Source organism: Streptomyces fagopyri, assembly GCF_009498275.1.
GTDB lineage: Bacteria > Actinomycetota > Actinomycetes > Streptomycetales > Streptomycetaceae > Streptomyces > Streptomyces fagopyri.
Window position 1 is genome coordinate 5,054,005 of sequence record NZ_CP045643.1, and the last position, 16,989, is coordinate 5,070,993.

The 16,989-nt window shown below is 69.5% G+C and carries 17 protein-coding genes; 12 read left to right on the forward strand and 5 right to left on the reverse strand.

All coding sequences use genetic code 11. The annotated features are described in order from the left end of the window. The first annotated feature begins 156 nt into the window (after positions 1 to 156). From GFH48_RS21765 to GFH48_RS21775, 3 genes are all read left to right on the forward strand, one after another. Positions 157 to 930, forward strand: coding sequence for an RsiG family protein (locus GFH48_RS21765; RefSeq protein WP_153289852.1), 774 nt, complete (start codon positions 157 to 159; stop codon positions 928 to 930). A gap of 166 nt (positions 931 to 1,096) precedes the next feature. Then, the gene (locus GFH48_RS21770; RefSeq protein ID WP_153289853.1) at positions 1,097 to 2,173 is read left to right on the forward strand and encodes an asparaginase; all 1,077 of its coding nucleotides are present in this window, start codon (positions 1,097 to 1,099) and stop codon (positions 2,171 to 2,173) included. Positions 2,174 to 2,228: 55 nt separating this feature from the next. After that, positions 2,229 to 3,485 carry a GNAT family N-acetyltransferase gene (locus GFH48_RS21775; protein ID WP_153289854.1) on the forward strand — a complete coding sequence of 419 codons (1,257 nt, stop codon included), beginning with the start codon at positions 2,229 to 2,231 and terminating at the stop codon, positions 3,483 to 3,485. Positions 3,486 to 3,825: 340 nt separating this feature from the next. Here GFH48_RS21775 and GFH48_RS21780 read toward each other — a convergent pair whose 3' ends face one another. Continuing rightward, positions 3,826 to 4,011 carry a hypothetical protein gene (locus tag GFH48_RS21780; RefSeq protein WP_153289855.1) on the reverse strand — a complete coding sequence of 62 codons (186 nt, stop codon included), beginning with the start codon at positions 4,009 to 4,011 and terminating at the stop codon, positions 3,826 to 3,828. A 216-nt stretch (positions 4,012 to 4,227) separates the two neighbouring features. Between GFH48_RS21780 and GFH48_RS21785 the strand changes: the two genes are divergently transcribed. Then, a complete protein-coding gene (locus tag GFH48_RS21785) occupies positions 4,228 to 5,136 on the forward strand; it encodes a winged helix-turn-helix domain-containing protein (protein WP_153289856.1) in 909 nt (302 codons plus the stop codon). 18 nt (positions 5,137 to 5,154) lie between these two features. Here GFH48_RS21785 and GFH48_RS21790 read toward each other — a convergent pair whose 3' ends face one another. After that, entirely contained in the window at positions 5,155 to 5,343 is a 189-nt protein-coding gene (locus GFH48_RS21790) for a hypothetical protein (protein WP_148009080.1), read from the reverse strand. Between the two features lie 215 nt (positions 5,344 to 5,558). On the opposite strand from GFH48_RS21790, the gene GFH48_RS21795 reads away from it, so the two are divergent. After that, a complete protein-coding gene (locus GFH48_RS21795) occupies positions 5,559 to 6,437 on the forward strand; it encodes a GntR family transcriptional regulator (protein WP_153289857.1) in 879 nt (292 codons plus the stop codon). A 59-nt stretch (positions 6,438 to 6,496) separates the two neighbouring features. After that, entirely contained in the window at positions 6,497 to 7,174 is a 678-nt protein-coding gene (locus tag GFH48_RS21800; RefSeq protein ID WP_228120809.1) for an HAD family hydrolase, read from the forward strand. Between the two features lie 82 nt (positions 7,175 to 7,256). On the opposite strand, the gene GFH48_RS21805 is transcribed toward GFH48_RS21800, so the two are convergent. Continuing rightward, on the reverse strand, positions 7,257 to 7,445 hold the full coding sequence (locus GFH48_RS21805) for a hypothetical protein (protein ID WP_153289859.1): 189 nt from the start codon (positions 7,443 to 7,445) through the stop codon (positions 7,257 to 7,259). A 169-nt stretch (positions 7,446 to 7,614) separates the two neighbouring features. Here GFH48_RS21805 and GFH48_RS21810 point away from each other — a divergent pair, with 169 nt between their 5' ends. The 3 genes from GFH48_RS21810 to GFH48_RS21820 all read left to right on the forward strand — a co-directional run bounded on the left by GFH48_RS21810 (position 7,615) and on the right by GFH48_RS21820 (position 11,940). Further along, positions 7,615 to 8,553 (forward strand): GntR family transcriptional regulator, encoded by a 939-nt coding sequence (locus GFH48_RS21810; RefSeq protein ID WP_194280637.1) that lies wholly within the window; start codon positions 7,615 to 7,617, stop codon positions 8,551 to 8,553. 175 nt (positions 8,554 to 8,728) lie between these two features. After that, the gene (locus GFH48_RS21815) at positions 8,729 to 10,969 is read left to right on the forward strand and encodes a phosphotransferase (RefSeq protein WP_407698650.1); all 2,241 of its coding nucleotides are present in this window, start codon (positions 8,729 to 8,731) and stop codon (positions 10,967 to 10,969) included. 74 nt (positions 10,970 to 11,043) lie between these two features. Continuing rightward, the gene (locus GFH48_RS21820) at positions 11,044 to 11,940 is read left to right on the forward strand and encodes a hypothetical protein (protein ID WP_228120812.1); all 897 of its coding nucleotides are present in this window, start codon (positions 11,044 to 11,046) and stop codon (positions 11,938 to 11,940) included. A 48-nt stretch (positions 11,941 to 11,988) separates the two neighbouring features. Here the strand turns inward: GFH48_RS21820 and GFH48_RS21825 are convergent, their stop codons facing one another. Continuing rightward, positions 11,989 to 12,837, reverse strand: coding sequence for a nitroreductase/quinone reductase family protein (locus GFH48_RS21825; RefSeq protein ID WP_153289862.1), 849 nt, complete (start codon positions 12,835 to 12,837; stop codon positions 11,989 to 11,991). 778 nt (positions 12,838 to 13,615) lie between these two features. Between GFH48_RS21825 and GFH48_RS21830 the strand changes: the two genes are divergently transcribed. From GFH48_RS21830 to GFH48_RS21840, 3 genes are all read left to right on the forward strand, one after another. Then, positions 13,616 to 14,143, forward strand: a complete 528-nt coding sequence (locus GFH48_RS21830; protein ID WP_153289863.1) for a helix-turn-helix domain-containing protein — start codon at positions 13,616 to 13,618, stop codon at positions 14,141 to 14,143. Positions 14,144 to 14,249: 106 nt separating this feature from the next. Further along, positions 14,250 to 14,840 (forward strand): hypothetical protein, encoded by a 591-nt coding sequence (locus tag GFH48_RS21835; RefSeq protein ID WP_153289864.1) that lies wholly within the window; start codon positions 14,250 to 14,252, stop codon positions 14,838 to 14,840. 140 nt (positions 14,841 to 14,980) lie between these two features. Then, entirely contained in the window at positions 14,981 to 15,316 is a 336-nt protein-coding gene (locus GFH48_RS21840) for a DUF2516 family protein (RefSeq protein WP_153289865.1), read from the forward strand. A gap of 54 nt (positions 15,317 to 15,370) precedes the next feature. Here the strand turns inward: GFH48_RS21840 and GFH48_RS21845 are convergent, their stop codons facing one another. Beyond that, positions 15,371 to 16,723 (reverse strand): PP2C family protein-serine/threonine phosphatase, encoded by a 1,353-nt coding sequence (locus tag GFH48_RS21845; RefSeq protein ID WP_194280638.1) that lies wholly within the window; start codon positions 16,721 to 16,723, stop codon positions 15,371 to 15,373. Positions 16,724 to 16,989 lie beyond the last annotated feature (266 nt).

Consider the following 16,989-nt stretch of genomic DNA (forward strand, 5'->3'; position numbering starts at 1 on the left):
TGGCGCCCTTTGGGGTTTCTTTTCTTGTCCTTAACCCCCCATCTAGGTCCGATCAGGGGCACTCGGTCACATAGCGGCCACTTGGGGTGGCACGATGCGTGTGTTGCGGTGCAACCGTGGGGTGGACCGCGCCGGTTGAGGGGACGGAAGAGGCACATGAGCACACCGAGTACCGGGCAGCCGCCCGGAGCCGTGTCGTTGACCCGGACCAATCCGCGGGCGGGAGGCGGTCGTGCGGGAGTTCACCGCCCTCCCGCACAGCGCACCGACAGCCCGCTGCCCCCGGACTCGCCCCGGCTCGATCTGACCCTGCCGCGGCTGCCCGACCTGCGTACCCTGCGGCGCGACGCCCAGCGCGACGAGGCCGATCTCAGCTACGTGCGACGGCTGCTCCAGGGACGTATCGACATCCTGCGGGCGGAACTGGCGCGGCGCGGCGGGCTGCGGGCGCCCACCGGGGACGCGGGCGAGGGCCCGGACGCGGGCTCGGGCTCGGGAGCGCGGGCATCCGGAGGTTCGTCCGCGTCCTCGACGTACTCCTCCGCGGCCTCGACCCCGGTCTCGTCCCCGGCTTCGCCGGCCGTGGGGCGTGGCACGGCCGGGGAACCCTCGGTCGTCGACCGGCTGCCGGAGATCCTGACGGACGCGCCGGCCCGGTACCGGTCCTCGGCCCGCCATGTGACCGTCGGCACACCGCACGGCGAGGAGTACCGCAGGCTCGCCTCCGACATGCTCTCCGAGGTGGAGCTGTCGGACCTGGAGGCCCGTACGGACGAGGAACTGGTCGAGGGAATGGGGCGGCTCGTGCGCTATGAGCAGCAGGTCTCCCGTCGCCGCCAGCGGTTGCAGCGGACGGCCGACGATTGCAGCGCCGAGATCGCCCGCAGGTACCGTGATGGGGAAGCACAAGTAGACGACCTGCTCATGTGACGCGGTGGCCCCCGGTGATCCCGGGGGTGTGCGGTGGTCGCTGCGGCCGCACCGGGAACGGCCCGGACACGCGGTCGCGGCGCTCGGCCGGCGGCATCCGGGACATCCCCGGTGCGGCGTCCCGGTCCGATCACGCGCGGGTCCCCGTCCCGGAAGGCCACCGCCGATGTCCGCCGCACCCGCAGACCCGTCCATACCCGCGTCATCCTCGGCCTCCTCGGTCCCGCCGGTCCCTCCGGGGGGCGCGACCGGTGAGGCCCGGCAAGGACTCCGGGCCCCCCAGCCGGTCCGGACGACCCCCGGAAATCTTCCCGTCCTGGCCGAGGTCGTCCGTTCGGGATTCGTCGAGGGGCACCATCGGGGCAGTCTGGTGGTACTGGCCGCGGACGGGTCGGTCGAATGGGCGCTCGGCGACGTGGAGACACCCGTCTTCCCGCGTTCGTCGAACAAGCCGATGCAGGCGGCCGGGGTGCTGCGGGCCGGTCTCGACCTGGCCGGTGAACGGCTGGCCCTCGCCGCCGCGAGCCACTCCGGGGAGACCTTCCACCTCGATCTCGTACGGAAGATGCTGGACGAGCACGGCCTGAGCGCCGGGCTGTTGCGGTGCCCGCCGGATCTGCCGCTGGACCCGGTGGAGGCGGAGACGTATCTCGCCGCCGGTGGCGCCCGCGACCGGGTCACCATGAACTGTTCCGGCAAGCACGCGGCGATGCTCGCCGTGTGCGTACAGCGGGGCTGGCCGCTGGAGTCCTACCTCGACCCCGGACACCCCCTTCAGCGGCTCATCCACACCGTGGTCGAGGAGGCGGCGGGGGAGCGGGTGGCGGCGGTCGGCACGGACGGGTGCGGGGCGCCGTTGATGGCCCTCACCCTCACCGGGCTGGCGCGGGCCTTCCGCTCCTTCGTCGTCGCCGCGCCGGGTTCCGCGGAGCGGCGGGTGGCCGATGCGATGCGGACGCATCCCGAGTACGTCGCCGGTACGCGGCGGCCCGACACGTGGCTGATGCGGGAGGTGCCCGGGGTGCTGTCCAAGATGGGTGCGGAGGCCGTCCAGGCGGTGGCCCTGCCCGACGGCCGTGCGTTCGCCTTCAAGATCGACGACGGCGGTGTACGGGCGCTGGGCCCCGTCCTGGCCCGCACGCTGACCCGTCTGGGCCTGGACGCGCCGGTCGTGTCCAGGATCGGACACGCTCCCCTGATGGGCGGGAGCACGGAGGTCGGCGAGATCCGCGCGACGTTCTGACCCGGGGGCGAAAAAACCCGCGACAGCCTCACGCCCGTACACCTACCGTGCCCCCATGAGCCGCCGCGATGGAATAGCCGTACGACCCATCACCGAGACCGAGATCCCGGACTGGACCCGCGCCCTGAACACGGGATTCCTACGCTCCCCGGCCGTCTCGGAGCAGGAGACGGCCGACCGCGGCTCCTACATGCACCTGCCACGCACACTCGGCGCCTTCGACACCGACCGCTGCGTCGCGACCTTCCGTTCGTTCCCGCAGCGGCTCACCACCGTGGGCGGCGCCCTCGTCCCCGCCGAGGCGATCACGAACGTCTCCGTCACCGCCACCCACCGCCGCCGCGGCCTCCTCACCCGGATGATGGACACCGCCCTCCCGGCCGCGAAGGAGCGGGGCGACGTGGTCGCCACGCTGATCGCCGCGGAGTACCCGATCTACGGGCGGTACGGCTTCGGACCGGCCACCACCGCCACCCGGTGGACCGTCGACGTCCCGAGGACCGGGCTCGACCGCCGCTGGTCGGGCCCCGCCGACGGCGGCCGTATCGACCTGGTGGACGGCGAGGAGGTGCGGAAGACCGGACCGGAACTGCACGCCCGGCTCAGCCGTACCCAGCCGGGCGTGGTCAGCCGTACGGAGCGCTGGTGGCAGAAGGACACCGGCGCGCTGACGGCGGACCCCGGCACGTGGACGGAGCCGTTCTACGCGGTGTACCGCTCGGCGGACGGCACGGTCGAGGGCATGGTCGCCTACGAGTCGGACGACAACTGGGGCGACGCGAAGCAGCCGCTGAACACCGCGACCGTGAAGTGGCTGATCGGCGTGACCCCCGCCGCCGAGCGGGCCCTGTGGCACTACCTCTGCTCGATCGACTGGATCACCCGGGTCAGTACCGACTGGCGGGCCCCCGACGACCTGCTGCCGGACCTCCTGCCGGATCCGCGCGCCGCCCGGATCACCAGCCAGGCGGACTGGCTGTGGGTCCGGATCCTGGATGTCGTACGGGCGATGGAGGCGCGTACGTACGCGGGCTCGGGGACCCTCGTCCTGGACGTCACCGACCGGGACGGGCTCTCCGCCGGCCGCTACCGGCTGGACGCGGGTCCGGACGGCGCGGTGTGCGTCCCTGCCGGGCAGAGCGCCGACCTCACGCTGGACGTGCGCGAGCTGTCGGCCCTGTGGCTCGGCGAGGCGTCGGCGGTGCGGCTCGCCGCGCTCGGCCGGGTGCGGGAAGAACGAGAGGGCGCCGCCTTTGTGGCCGACGCCCTGCTCCGCACGTCCAGGCGACCTTGGTGCCCGGACATCTTCTGAGTCCTGAGTCACTGCCGGTCCTGCTTCTGAACCTGCTGCTGGTCCTGCCTCTTGTTCCTGTTCCTCCTGCTGCTCCTCTCTGTGGCCGGCCGCGCAACCCTGAACAGGGCATTCGTGCCCCTGCCCCGGTTTTCGTGTTCCGGTTCCCGTGTTCGGGTTCCCGGGTTCCGCGGTCCGTGTACTGCGTGCGTGATCGTTCCCGTACGTGATCGTGTATCCGTAGCACTGCGGTTGTGGTTGTTGTGCGACCTGCGGTGGTGCGTCGTGCGGACTGACCGAGCTCCCGGCTCCCCTCCGGAGGAGAGCCCGGTCAGCCGGACTGCCGGACGGTGGTGCCCGATCAGCCGGACTGGGAGAGCAGCAGGACGAGGATCACGGCCCCGATGCCGCTCATGGTGGTGTTCTTGGCCTTGAGGCCGACGGTCAGCACGGCGAAGGCGATGAGGCCCATCGGCCCGTACCTCCACTGGATGATCTGTTCGAATCCGATGGCGAGGGCGGCGACGGCGAGGGCGATGAGCGGCATTAGGGTCCCTCCTTCGGGACGGCGAGGCGGACCCCGCTGGGACCGTCCACCTGGTCGACAGAACGTGCGCCTGGGCGACTCTGGCGGCCAACCCCTCGGGAAGTTTGACCATGTTGCTGAAGTTGGCAACCAACTCATTGATAGTTATCTCCTCGTTGGGTCGACTCATAACCACCTATCCATCAACTGCCCAAAGATGGCGTGAAGTTGTAGTGTTTGGTCGTGGAGCCGGAACACGTCGCCGCCAATGGGCGGAACAGGTCACCACGGCCACAGAGCTCACACCGTGAGGTGGCCGACGAGCTGCGCAGCCGGATCAGGTCCGGCAGGCTGCGGCCGGGCCAGCGCATGCCCACGCAGGCCAAGCTGGCCGACGAGTTCGGTGTCGAGCGCGGGGCCGTCCGTCAGGCGCTGCGCATCCTGCAGTCGGAGCACCTGCTCGTCAACGTGTCCAAGGGGAGCCCGGCCACCGTCGCCGACACCCTGGAACGGGCTCCGACCGGCCCCGAAGCCTCACCGCAGCCCACCACGGTGGCACTGGGCGGCCGGATCACGGCCGCCTTCGGGGCCCGGCACGTGCAGATCGACGCGCTGTGCCTGACCTCGATTTCGCTCACCCTTGCCATGGGCGAACCCCTCCGGCAAATTCACGCGGGCCGCATAGAACCAGCCAGGGTGGACGTGCGCGTCCTGCTCCCCAGCAGTGACATCGACCTGGCCTTCCCGGCCCCGGTGGACGCTTCCGCCGCGGGGCGGCTCCAGCGCAACTGGCTCATCAACCGCAACGCCCAGGGTCAGGTGCTGCGCCACAACCTGCTCGCCCTGCGCGCCACGCACGGCATCGACGTCAACGTGTCCTTCCGCGCGCTGCCCTTCACCCCGCCCGTGAAGCTGTACCTGCTGAACGGGACCGAGGCGCTCTTCGCGTACTACACGCTGGCCAGGCGCGAGGAGGAGGTCGACCACGAGTACCTGGAGATGTACGACGTCCAGGGCACCCAGTCGATGCTGTTCCCGTTCGCGCACGGAGCCGGGCAGCGGGACACCACCTTCGTGGAGCAGTCCCATCTGTGGTTCGACGCGCTGTGGGAGACCATCAGCTCGAAACTGCTGCTCTCGGGCTGACCGTCTCCCGGCCGGGGCTCACAGGGCGGGGCCGGCCACCAGCAGGGCGAGGACGACCGCCCCGATGGAGCTGCAGGTGGGGCTCTTCGCCTTGACGCCGATGGTGAGCAGCAGCAGACCGACGACGCCGGTCGTGCCGTACTGCCACTGGACGAACTGGTCGAAGCCGACGACGAAGAGGGCGGAGAGAAGGGCGATGGCGGGCATGGGCGGTTCTCCTGCTTCTACTGTGGCGTGGTGGTTCCTCTGGGGTGTGCGGGGGTGAGTCAGGGGAGCTGGAGATGCCTGGCTCGGTGGGGGAGGCAAAACTTCCGCCAACTCGACCAAGTTGGCTGCCAACTCTGATTAGGTTGTCCCCACTTGGCCGCCAGTCATAAACAACTTTGAAACAACTCCCCGTAGATGGGCAGGAGTTGTAACGTTTGGTCGTGACCCAGGAGAACGTTGCAGTGAACGGCAGCAGAAGGCTTTCGCCGCAGGAGATCGCCGACGTCCTGAGGGATCGGATCCGGGCCGGGGACCTCAAGGCGGGAGACCGCCTGCCCACGCAGGCCGAGCTGGCGGAGGAGTTCGGTGTCGAGCGGGGGACCGTCCGGCAGGCTCTGCGCGCCCTTCAGGACGACGGCCTGCTCAGCAACGTCAGCAAGGGGAGTCCGCCCCGGATCGCGGAGCAGGCCCCGGCACAGGGCGAGCCCCAGACGACGATGGTCGGCCTGGCGCCCCGACTGGCGCAGGCGTTCTCGGCGCCGCACGTCCGCATCGACGCGGCCTGCCTGACCGCGGAGACGCTCATGCTGGCGCTCGGCGAACCCGTCCGCCTGATCCACGAAGGCCGCCTGTGTCCCGAGTCGATCGACGTCCGCATCCTGCTTCCGTCCCGGGACATCAACCTGGCGTTCCCGGTCTCCGTCGACGGCCGGGCCGACGACGACCCGGTCCACGGGCGCTGGCTGGCCCAGCGCAACGCCCAGGTCCACGTCCTCCAGCACAACCTCCGCGCCCTGCGCTCCTCGCACGGTGTCGACGTGCGGGTGACGTTCCGGGCCCTCCCCTTCACCCCGCCCGTGAAGCTGTACCTTCTCAACGAGGCCGAGGCCCTGCTCGCGTACTACATGGTCACCCGGCGGGAGGAGGAGATGGCCGACGTGATGCTGGACATGTACGACGCCCTGGGGTCGGACTCCCTCCTCTTCTCCTTCGAGAAGCGGTCCGGGCAGCGGGACGCCGCGTTCGTGGAGCAATCCCAGAAGTGGTTCGACGCCCTCTGGGAAACCATCACCACGGACCTGACACTCTCTTAGTGACTTCTGATACGAGGCAGACCGAACTGGTGACAGCGGAGACCGAGAACCTGCGAGAAATGATCGAACGTGCTCGCTTCGTGCTCTTCGACTTCGACGGGCCGATCTGCCGGCTGTTCGCGGGGCATCTGGCGGAGAACGTCGCGAAGGACCTGGTGGAGTGGCTCGAACACCAGGGCATGCGGGGACTGCTGACGGAGGAGGAGCAGGTCCACCCGGACCCGATGGTCGTCCTGTACGCCGTGCACCGGCGTCATCCGCACAGCGACCTGGTGAGCGAGCTGGAGGAGCGCCTCACCCAGCAGGAGCTGAAGGCGGTGCCCTCCGCCTGGCCGACCCCGTACGCGGATCCGCTGATCCGGACCTGGAGCGCGGTGGGGGCGCGGCTGGCCATCGCGACCAACAACTCGGCCCGTACGGTGTCGGGCTACCTCGAAAGCCGTGGCCTGACCGACTGCTTCGCCCGCAACCTCTACGGCCGCACGCAGGACCTGAACCAGCTCAAGCCGCACCCGCACTGCCTCAACCGCGCGCTGAACGCCATGGGCGCCGCCCCCTCCGCCGCCCTGATGATCGGCGACGCCCCCTCCGACCACGAGGCCGCCCAACGGGCCGGCGTCCCCTTCCTCGGCTACGCGCGCAACGCGTACAAGGAGAAACTGCTGCGCGCCGCGGGCGCCGAGACCGTGGTGACCTCACTGGAGCCGGTGCTGAGAGTGCTTCGGGGGCAGGGCTGACGGTGCCCTGGACCGACGACTGCGGTCGCGGGCGCACGCGCGGGCCCAGGCGAGGGTGCCGAACCGCGTCCGACCGGAGGCCTCAGGCCTGCATCTGCAGGGTCAGCAGGAAGAAGAGCCCCGCCGACCACCAGACCAGCCGGGCACTGTCCGCGCGTATGCCCACCACCAGACAGGTCAGCAGGAGCAGACCGGCCACTCCGAGCCTCGACCGGACCAGCTGCGCCGCGCCGAACTCCAGCGCGGCGACGACCAGTTGAAAGAAGACCATGTGCCCCACCCCGTCCACTTCCGCGAGTCGATCAACTACCCGTCCAATTGGACTGGTTGACTTGGGATTGGTTTTCCCGGCCGAGCTGATCCCTTAACCGGGTCCCCGCGGCGACCGCTGCTTGACTGGAACTGGTTTGCTTGTCAGCCGAAAGAGGTACGGTCGCCGTGTGGACGACGAGCAGACCACCGAGGGGGGCGGCAGGGAGTTCTGGCGTGTCCTGGAGGAGCTGCGCGCCCGGCTGGGCAACGGCGTCTACCCGCTGGGCAGCTCGCTGCCGGCCCAGCGAGCCCTGGCCGACGAGCTGGGAGTCTCACGGGACACCGTGCAGCGGGCCCTGAGGGCACTGCAGAGCGAAGGCTGGATCGAGTCCCGGCAGGGCAGCGGCTCACGCGTAGTGAAGAGCCCCATACACCTCGGCAAGCCTCAGCAGGAGGCGCCCCGGGTGCGCGCGGCGCTGGGTACGTTCATCGCCCGTGCCTTCGCCCAGCCGGTCGTCCGATTGGACGTGTTCACCCTCACGTCCGAATCCCTGGACGCCCACATCCGGCTGCAGGCCGAGCGCATCCGCCTCGGCGGGGTGACACCTGAGCGCATCGAGTTGCGCATGCTGTTGCCCGCTACGTCACTGGAACTTCCGTACCCCCGCGCGAAACACCCTGCGAGTGAGGGAGAGGCGGAGCCCGAGGGGGCGTCCGAGGCGGAGGCCGGGCAACTGGACCAGTTGAACGGACGGCTCCAGGACCGCCTGCACGCCATCACCCGGCGGCACGCGATCTCGTTGCGCTCGGCGCTGCGGGACCTGAAGACGGAGGGACTGGTGCCCTCCGTACAGGTGGAGGTTCGGCACGTGCCGCTCACACCCGCGTTCAAGCTGTATCTGCGCCCGGGTGCCGAGGCCTTGTTCGGCCCGTACGAGGTGGTGGAACGTTCGATCCTCATGGACGACGAGACCGAGGTCGACGCCATCGACGTGCTCGGCCTGGGGTCGACACTCACCCGCCATGTCAACGACGAGGGTGATCCGGACTCCTCCGGTTCGGTGTTCGTGGAGAGCATGTGTGCCTGGTTCGATTCCTGCTGGAATCTTCTCGCGCGACCGGCCTGAGACGACACCGGGTCCACCGGGCCTCCAGGAGCGAGGTGCCTCCTGGAATTAGAACTCTTCCTCAAGTGCGGAGCGATTTCCCATCCCCGCCCGCGGGCGGGCATTACTGTGTGTCCTCACCCTCGTCGCGATGCATGAACATCAGCGATCACGCACAGCCATTCAGGAGTGACCCGTGGGCGTTCCGCTGATGCCCGGCCCGCCCGGCCCTCCGGCCCTGGAAGAGGCGGCGGACACGGCGTACCGCGACTTCGTCCGCTATGCCAAGGCATTCGGATCGTTCGGCCGGGGTCACCACAACCTGAACTACATGGTGAGGCCGCTCACGGAACGTGACTCCCGGCTGGTGGCGTGCGACGACGGCGCGCCGGTGACGGTGCGGGAACGTATCCCCTCGGCGCTGCCCGTGGTCATCAGGACCTGGCAGGACGAGGCGGAGATCCTCAACACGATCTGGGACGTGCTGCCGCACGTTCCGCGATGCCTGGTCAAGCACCGTGATCTGACGATTCTCAGCTATGTGGAGGGCATGCCGCTGTCGCGCATCTGCCCGAACGACAATCCGCTGGACTCCGGCTTGGTTCTGGCACTCGCGGATCTCCTGGCGGACATGACGCAGGTGCGCAGACAGCATCTGCCTCCGCTGCCACCGTCCTGGCCCCGCTCCAGCCGTGACAGCAGAGCCTTTCTGCGGACGTTGGCGTTCGCGGCGGAGGAGCAGATCAGACAGCGCAATTGGGGCGAATTCGGCGGCCTTTTCGCGATGCTGGGCATTCCCGAGGACGCGCTAGTGCGATTCGCCGAGAGAGTGCCGGCGCTGATCAGCCGCCCCTTCAGTCTGCTCCACACCGACCTGCACCGGGACAACGTGATCGTCTCCTACGACGGTGACCCGCCCCTGATCTGCGTCGACTGGGAGCTTGCGAGCTACGGCGACCCGTTGCACGACCTTGCCACGCACCTCGTGCGGATGCGTTATCCCGACTACCAGTGGCCCGAGGTGATCGAGGCATGGCGTGAGGCGATGGGCCGACGGCGTCCCGCGGCGGTGCACGGGCTCGACCGCGACCTCAGGCACTACGTCGCCTTCGAGCGTGCCCAGTCCGTCTACCCGGACGTGATCCGCGCCGCGATGTCGCTGGGTGACTCCACCAGGCGGCAGGAACTGGACGCCGCGACCGGTGCGGTGCACCGGGCACTGCTGGCGGCCGAGGAACCACTGAGGCTCGCGAGAGTGCCGGACGAGACTGCGATCGAGCGGATCCTCTTCAGGTGGAACGAGTCACACGGAGGCCGGTACGAACGTCACTGGTCCCGTCAGCCGATCGTTTGGAGGGCCGACGAGAGAATCCTTCCGCACCCGTGTTTTCCCAAGACGGCTGTGAGTGAGGCCCTGTTCGAGGAGGGGGCCGCGTCCGCGGACCGGGTGTTCAAAGGAACGGCTCATCTCAACACGGCGGTACGGGTGTCCGGCGTGCCCTTTCCCGTCATGGTCCGCCGGAAGGTCGGCACGGCGAACGCGCGGGAGCGCAGGTTCCTCCACGAGCATGTCGTCCTCGGAGCCATCGAGCGGTCGAGCGTTTCGGTGCGTGCGCCGCGCGTGTTGGCTCTGGGGACCAGCGGCCTGACGGAACAGTTCACCATCCACTCGTACGAAGGGCCGGCGGACGGGCTCCGGCCACCGGATCACCCCGTGGACGGTCTGCGCCCGTACGAGGCGGACGATCTCGTGGACCAACTGCTGGCCCTGACCTTCGTGGACTGTGACGAGTTGGATCAGGACATGAGGGGATTGAACTTCTACCCCGGACTCCGTGACGAGCTGGTTCGCATGGTGAACGAATTGCCCAAGTCGACCCGGGACCTGATGCGAGAACTCGGGCTCCCCAACGGCTACCGCCTCGGCGAGATCTTCGACCGCCACACCCAGACCCTGGTACCGCGTCGACCCGTACTCCTGCACGGCGACCTCAACCCATGGAATCTGGTGCGCGCCGATAGAGGGTTGGTCCTCATCGACTGGGAGATGGCTCTCATAGGCGACCCCCTGTACGACCTGGTCCGCCACATGCATCTGACGCCCACCCGGCCTGAGATCCGTGAGCGTCTGTTCGCCCGCTGGGCCCGTGTGCTGCCGGAGGAGTGCACGAAGGGCTGGTACGAGGACTGGCGGGTCTATCGGTGGATGGAAGTGGTCCGCTCGGCGTACGTGGATCTCGACCGCTTGGTGATGGGCGACAGCCTGGACGCGCCGAACGTCCGCCGGGCGGTGGACAGTTACGCGATGACTCTGGCCGGGGCCATCGCGGCGCTGGGCCTGCCGGGCAAACCTATGGCGAACCCCTACCTTGCCCGGGCGCTGCCGCACGGACACCATGGAGTCCAACGGACAGCTGGGGTCTCCGCGGATTTCTGACCTTCCGGCGGGCTTCGGCACGGGGGAGGGGACAGCGGATGTCCGGTGGGTCGGGCAGAACGACCGACGGCGGCATGGGCGAACGCCTGAAGCGATTCCAGGGTCGGTACGAGCCGATGTTCACGCGCATCCTGCTCTTGACGATCTTTTTCACCGGAGTGACCGCCCAGTTCGTGAAACCTGTCGGAGACGCTCTGCAGGACAAGGCGTTCCTCGGCGGCGCGCTGCTCAGCCTCGTCGGGTATGTGCTGTACGACACGGTGAAGGACTTGGCCGCGTCGCTCAGGCTGCCCGTGCGGGCCCAGGTCGGCTCGCCGGAGCTGGGCAGCTTCGTGAGCGAGGCGTTCCGGGCCCGCACGGTGGAGATTCGTTTCCTCGGCTACACGGGAGAGACGCTCTACAACGAGCTCTATCACCGTCTGGAAGGGCTCCTGGACGATCCCGGACCGACCCGGCACGTGTCCGTCAGAGTGCTGATCCCGGACTTCGGACAGCCGATGATCGTTCCTTCCAGGGTCGGGGAAGACGGTGTGACGCCGGTGGACGACCCGGACTACCGGAAGCGCCTGGAACTCAAGTGCCAGGAGTACGACCAGACGTTGTCAGGGATCGCGGAGCGCCTCACCACAGGAGGACGGGTGACGGCGGAATGCGAGTACCGCCTGTATCCCGGCATACCGAAGGACAAGATCTGCATCTTCAACCGGGAACAGGTGCTGCACGGTCTCTACGACGTGGTTGCCCGGACCGTTCAGGGCAGCTCGGAGCCCGAGTTCTACGACCCCAAGGGCTACCGCACCGATCTCAACGTCTGGTCCCGCGCGGGAGGCGACGATTCCAAGTCCGTCATAGCTACGTGGAACAAACACCTCGACGACCTGTGGCGACTGTCGTCACCGCCGAGCTGGCACGTACTCACGCGTCCGACTCGGCCTGCTCCTCGAACCCCTCCCGGGCCTCCACCCCGGTAGCCCCTTCGCCTCCCTCCGACTCGCCCCGCCGCTTCCGTCGCTCGCGGATCAGCCGGTGGTCGCCGCGTCCAGGAGCGGAATCAACTGGGCCTCTTCATAGGTGAGATGGGCTTCGAGTGCGTCCGTGAGGCGTATCACCTCGGGGAGCACGAGGGCCGGGTCGGCGTGCTGCTCGCCGACGACACGGCGCAGTTCCCCGGCCAGTTCGGCGATCCGCCCGTACTCGTCGCGCAACCGGTCCAGCAGCGGTGCGTGTTCGGGGTGGCGGTCGGCCAGTACACGGAAGAGGCCGATGTCCTCGCCGGTGTGGTGCTGGTGCAGGCCCTGGCAGAGGGTGAGGCAGTTGACGCGGAGCTGTGCACCCAGCCGGGAGCCCGAGGTCTCGAACTCCGTTCTGATCAGGGCCAGTTCGCGCCGGAAGGCATCGTGGACGACCTTCAGTGCCTCGCTCACGGAGCCGGCGTTCAAACGCGGCGGGCCGTCCTGGGCGATCTCCTGGAGCGCGACGACGGGGATCACGCGGTCCGTCTTCGCCTGGTAGTCGGCCCATCCCGGATCGGCCTCCACCGCCCGGGCGAAGAGCCGGTCCCGCTCGGCGCCCTCCAGGACGACGGCCCGCGCGTCGTAGGTGAAGACCCCGCTCTCGACGCGTACGCACGGGTCGGCGACGAGGTTGCGGAACCAGTCCGGGTGCCCGGGCGCGCCTCCCGCGGAGGCGATGACGAGGACCCGGCCGCCGCCGTCGGGGTAGTAGCCGAGGGGGGTGGTGTGCGGGGTTCCGGTGCGCGCCCCGGTGGTGGTCAGCAGGAGGAGCCGGGCTCCTTCGAAAGGGCCGCCGACTTTCCCGTGACGGGCGCGGAATTCATCGATGATCTGCTGGTTGAAGGCGTTGGGCATGCTCTGCTTTCTGCTGTCTTCAGGCCGTTTTCGGGCAGGGGGAATCGCCGCGGCGCCATGTGCGTGCGAGGGCACGCGAAGCCCGCGTTACGAAATCAGGGGGAGAGGAAGGCGCGCGATACTCCGCGTTCCGGAGCGCGCGAGGAAGAAAGGGGTGGGCGGTGCCCTGCACCGCTCCGGCCTCACTCGGAGGCCGGGCAACCCACTCGCTCACGGCACGAGGCCGACCCGGCAGTCATGGCCGCAACGGTAGTGCCGGGCTTGCTCCGGGGCAATCCGTATCCAGAGATTCCCTATTGCCGAGACGTGCGCCGGTTTACGGAGACGTTCCCCGCAGGACGAGATGTTCCCCGGCGTTTCCCGGCATTACTCGGTGTTCCCCGGTACTCGTCGGAACTCGCCGGGATCGGTGAGCGTCGGAGAGCCGATTCGTGGGGAACGCGCAGTGGTCGGGAACGCGGAGTCGTGGGGAACGCGCAGTGGTCGGGAACGCGGAGTCGTGGGGAACGCCGTGTCGTCGGGACGGGCGAGGCCGTGTCGGCCCAGCCGCCCCGTCCGCGCCGGCACCCGCCCCGCTCCGCTCCGTGGCGGGTGCCGGCTCCGGCGTACCCCCGCGAGGCGGTACGCCGGAGCCACCGGAGCCACCGGAGCCACCGGAGCCACCGGGAACCTCTCTCGGGCAGCCCGGCGCGTCCGACCGGGGGCTTTCGGCGTGGCGCAGCGCACTTTTGCAAGCGGGTGCTTGCAATTGTTAGCGGAGGTGCGGCAAGGTGGAGCCATGGCATCGCTCAACGTCGGCAATCTCGGTGAGTATCTGCGTGACCAGCGGCGCAACGCGCAGCTGTCACTGCGGCAGCTCGCCGACGCCGCCGGGGTGTCCAATCCGTATCTGAGCCAGATCGAGCGCGGGCTGCGCAAGCCGAGCGCGGAGGTGCTGCAGCAGGTCGCCAAGGCGCTGCGGATCTCCGCCGAGACGCTGTACGTGCGGGCCGGCATCCTCGACGCCGAGCGGGACCGGGACGAGGTGGAGACACGTGCCGTCATCCTCGCCGATCCCACACTGAACGACCGGCAGAAGCAGGTACTGCTCCAGATCTACGAGTCCTTCCGCAAGGAGAACGGATTCGAGATCACGCCGGACATGGTCCAGGGCAGAACGCGGGACATGGCCGAAGGCGTGGTCCAGGAGATGGTGCAGGACCCGGCGCAGAACATATCGGACACCCAGCAATCGCCGGACACCGCTGTCCGTAGCCCCCGCACGGCCGACGGCAGCGATGCCGATCCGCAGCAGAACGCCGGTTGACCCGTACCGGCGGCGGCAGTGCCGCCGCTACCGGTGCGGACCGGCGGTTTTCGCGGCGGACCACCCAAAACCCTCAGCTGAAAGCGACTCCGGGAGGATCATCGCCATGGCCATCACCGACGACATCCGTAAGGCCGCCACGGACCCGACCCCGCTGTACTTCCTGGCCGGCACCGCCGACCTGGCCGTCCAGCAGGCCAGGAAGGTCCCCGGCATCGTGGAGCAGATCCGCGCCGAGGCTCCGGCGCGCATCGAGACCGTGAAGAACATGGACGCGAACACCGTCCAGGAGAAGGCCGCCTCCCGTGCCAAGGAGGCGCAGGAGACGATCCAGACCCGGGTGACGGACTTCATCAGCACCCTCGACACCGACCTCAAGAAGCTCGGCGAGTCCGCCCAGGACCTCGCCCTGCGCGGTGTCGGCGTGGCCGCCGAGTACGCCGTGAAGGCCCGCGAGACGTACGAGAAGGTCGCCGAGCACGGCGAGCAGACCGTGCGGACCTGGCGCGGCGAGGCGGCCGACGGCATCGAGGAACTGGCCGTGGTCGTCGAGCCGGACGCGCAGCCCGTGCAGATCAAGGAAGAGCCGAAGCCGGCCGCGGCCGCCACCGAGCCGGCCGCGGCCCGGAAGACCGCGCCGAAGAAGGCTCCGCTGCGCAAGCCCGCCGCCAAGAAGACGACGCCGCCCGCGAAGTGAGTGGATGCCGCGAGCCCGCCGACGGATGTGGCGGGCGAACGGCGTAGTGACGTGGGGACGGGCCGGGCACTCTCAGAGTTCCCGGCCCGTTCTCCGGGTACGGTGACCGTAGAGATGATTCGATCCGGGTGGTGGGCGCAGTGCTGTTGACGGCATTCGGCGGCTTCATGTCGCTGATCTTCCTGGCCATGCTGGTGCTCGCCGTGGTGGCGCTGGGCATGGCCGCGATCGCCCGCGAGGACGCGTACCGCGCGGCGGACAAGCAGAGCAAGATGTTCTGGCTGATCATCCTGGGCATCACGGTGGCCGTGAACCTGCTGGTTCCGATGATCTTCCTGCAGATCGCCGGGCTGGTCGCCACGATCGTCTTCTTCGTGGACGTACGCCCCGCGCTCCGTCAGGTCTCCGGAGGCGGAGGCCGCCGCGGCGGAAGCAGCAGCGACGGCCCCTACGGTCCCTACAACGGCGGTCGTTGACCACCTCGCACGCACACGGGCACGGCGCTCCGGTCGGCCCGCCGAGCCACGGCGCTACGGCGTGCGGTCCAGCAACAGGACCGCGACGTCGTCCGTCAGCTCTCCGCCGTTGAGTTCGCGCACCTCGCTCACGGCCGCCCGCAGCAGATCCTCGCCCCGCAGGCCCTCGGCGAGCTGGCGGCGGACCATGTCCACCATGCCGTCCTGGCCGAGCCGCTGGTTGCCCTCGCCGACCCGGCCCTCGATCAGACCGTCCGTGTAGAGCATCAGACTCCACTCGCCGCCCAGCTCCACCTGCTGGCGGGGCCAGCGGGCGCCGGGCAGCAGACCGAGCGCCGGGCCGCCGTTCTCGTACGGCAGCAGCTCGGCCGGGCGGCCGGGGCGGGCTATCAGCGGGGACGGGTGACCGGCCAGGCAGAGCCCGGCGCGGCGGCCGTCCGGCGCGATGTCGACCGTGCACAGCGTCGCGAAGATCTCGTCGTTCTCACGTTCGTGCTCCAGGACCTGCTGGAGCGTCGAGAGCAGCTCGTCGCCGCACATCCCCGCGAACGTCAGCGCCCGCCAGGCGATGCGCAGCTCCACGCCGAGCGCCGCCTCGTCGGGTCCGTGCCCGCAGACGTCGCCGATCATGGCGTGCACGGTGCCGTCGGCCGTACGGACCGTGTCGTAGAAGTCGCCGCCGAGCAGAGCCCGGGAACGACCGGGGCGGTAGCGCGCGGCGAACCGCAGCGAGGAGCCCTCCAGGAGCGGGGTCGGCAGCAGGCCGCGTTCCAGGCGGGCGTTCTCCTGGGCGCGCAGCCTGGACTCGGTGAGTCGTCGTTCGGCCTTGTCGGAACGTTTCCGCTCCACCGCGTACCGGATCGCGCGGCTCAGCAGCCGGCCGTCCAGCTCGTCGCGGAACAGGTAGTCCTGGGCGCCGACGCGTACCGCTTCGGCGCCGCGCTCGGCGTCGCCCGACGCGGTGAGCGCGAGGACGGCGTGCCGGGGCGCGAGCCGCAGCACGTGCTTGAGCGTGGCCAGCTCGTCGTCGGACTCGGCGGCCCGGCCCTGCGCCGGCAGCGCGAGGTCGAGCAGGATGCAGTGGACGTCGTCCGTGAGCAGCCGCTCGGCCTCGGTGAGGTTGCGGGCGGTACGGATACGGATCGGCTTGCCGGCCGCGTCGAGCATTTCGGGCACGCTCAGCGAACCGGCCGGGTCGTCCTCGATGACGAGCAGGGTCAGGTTGGTGGTGCTGCCGGCCGGGGTCGTGGCGCGGGGCGCCGTCGTGGCTTCGGCCGGGCCGCCGCTCGCGTGTCCGGCGGGGCCGCCGGCTGACTCTCCGGATGGGCCGCCGGGTGAGAACGCGGCGTCAGCCTGACCACTTTCCACGGCCGGGATCGCTCTCTGCCGCGGTATGGGTACGGGCATCGTCTGTTCCTTCCCTCCCCCCGAGGGCGTGGTGGGGCGAAGGTCCTCGACCCACCGACGGGGACCATAGCGGTAGCGGGCGCCGGGGGGGAATGGTGTACGACGGGGCGCCCGGCAATCGGCCAGCGGCATATGCCGCATCCTGTACCGCACTTGGACAGGATGCCGGGTGGCCGAAGATGACGAACGTCACGTCCCCGGACGGGGGAGGTGTCCGGCCCCGTGGGGCAGGTCACGTGCGGTGGGTCACGGCGGTGGCGCGACGT

Coding starts and splice junctions, on each gene's coding strand:
- GFH48_RS21765 (WP_153289852.1), top strand. CDS start 157: ATGAGCACACCGAGTACCGGGCAGCCGCCCGGAGCCGTGTCGTTGACC.
- GFH48_RS21770 (WP_153289853.1), top strand. CDS start 1,097: ATGTCCGCCGCACCCGCAGACCCGTCCATACCCGCGTCATCCTCGGCC.
- GFH48_RS21775 (WP_153289854.1), top strand. CDS start 2,229: ATGAGCCGCCGCGATGGAATAGCCGTACGACCCATCACCGAGACCGAG.
- GFH48_RS21780 (WP_153289855.1), bottom strand. CDS start 4,011: ATGCCGCTCATCGCCCTCGCCGTCGCCGCCCTCGCCATCGGATTCGAA.
- GFH48_RS21790 (WP_148009080.1), bottom strand. CDS start 5,343: ATGCCCGCCATCGCCCTTCTCTCCGCCCTCTTCGTCGTCGGCTTCGAC.
- GFH48_RS21800 (WP_228120809.1), top strand. CDS start 6,497: ATGATCGAACGTGCTCGCTTCGTGCTCTTCGACTTCGACGGGCCGATC.
- GFH48_RS21805 (WP_153289859.1), bottom strand. CDS start 7,445: ATGGTCTTCTTTCAACTGGTCGTCGCCGCGCTGGAGTTCGGCGCGGCG.
- GFH48_RS21820 (WP_228120812.1), top strand. CDS start 11,044: ATGGGCGAACGCCTGAAGCGATTCCAGGGTCGGTACGAGCCGATGTTC.
- GFH48_RS21825 (WP_153289862.1), bottom strand. CDS start 12,837: ATGCCCAACGCCTTCAACCAGCAGATCATCGATGAATTCCGCGCCCGT.
- GFH48_RS21830 (WP_153289863.1), top strand. CDS start 13,616: ATGGCATCGCTCAACGTCGGCAATCTCGGTGAGTATCTGCGTGACCAG.
- GFH48_RS21835 (WP_153289864.1), top strand. CDS start 14,250: ATGGCCATCACCGACGACATCCGTAAGGCCGCCACGGACCCGACCCCG.
- GFH48_RS21845 (WP_194280638.1), bottom strand. CDS start 16,723: ATGCCCGTACCCATACCGCGGCAGAGAGCGATCCCGGCCGTGGAAAGT.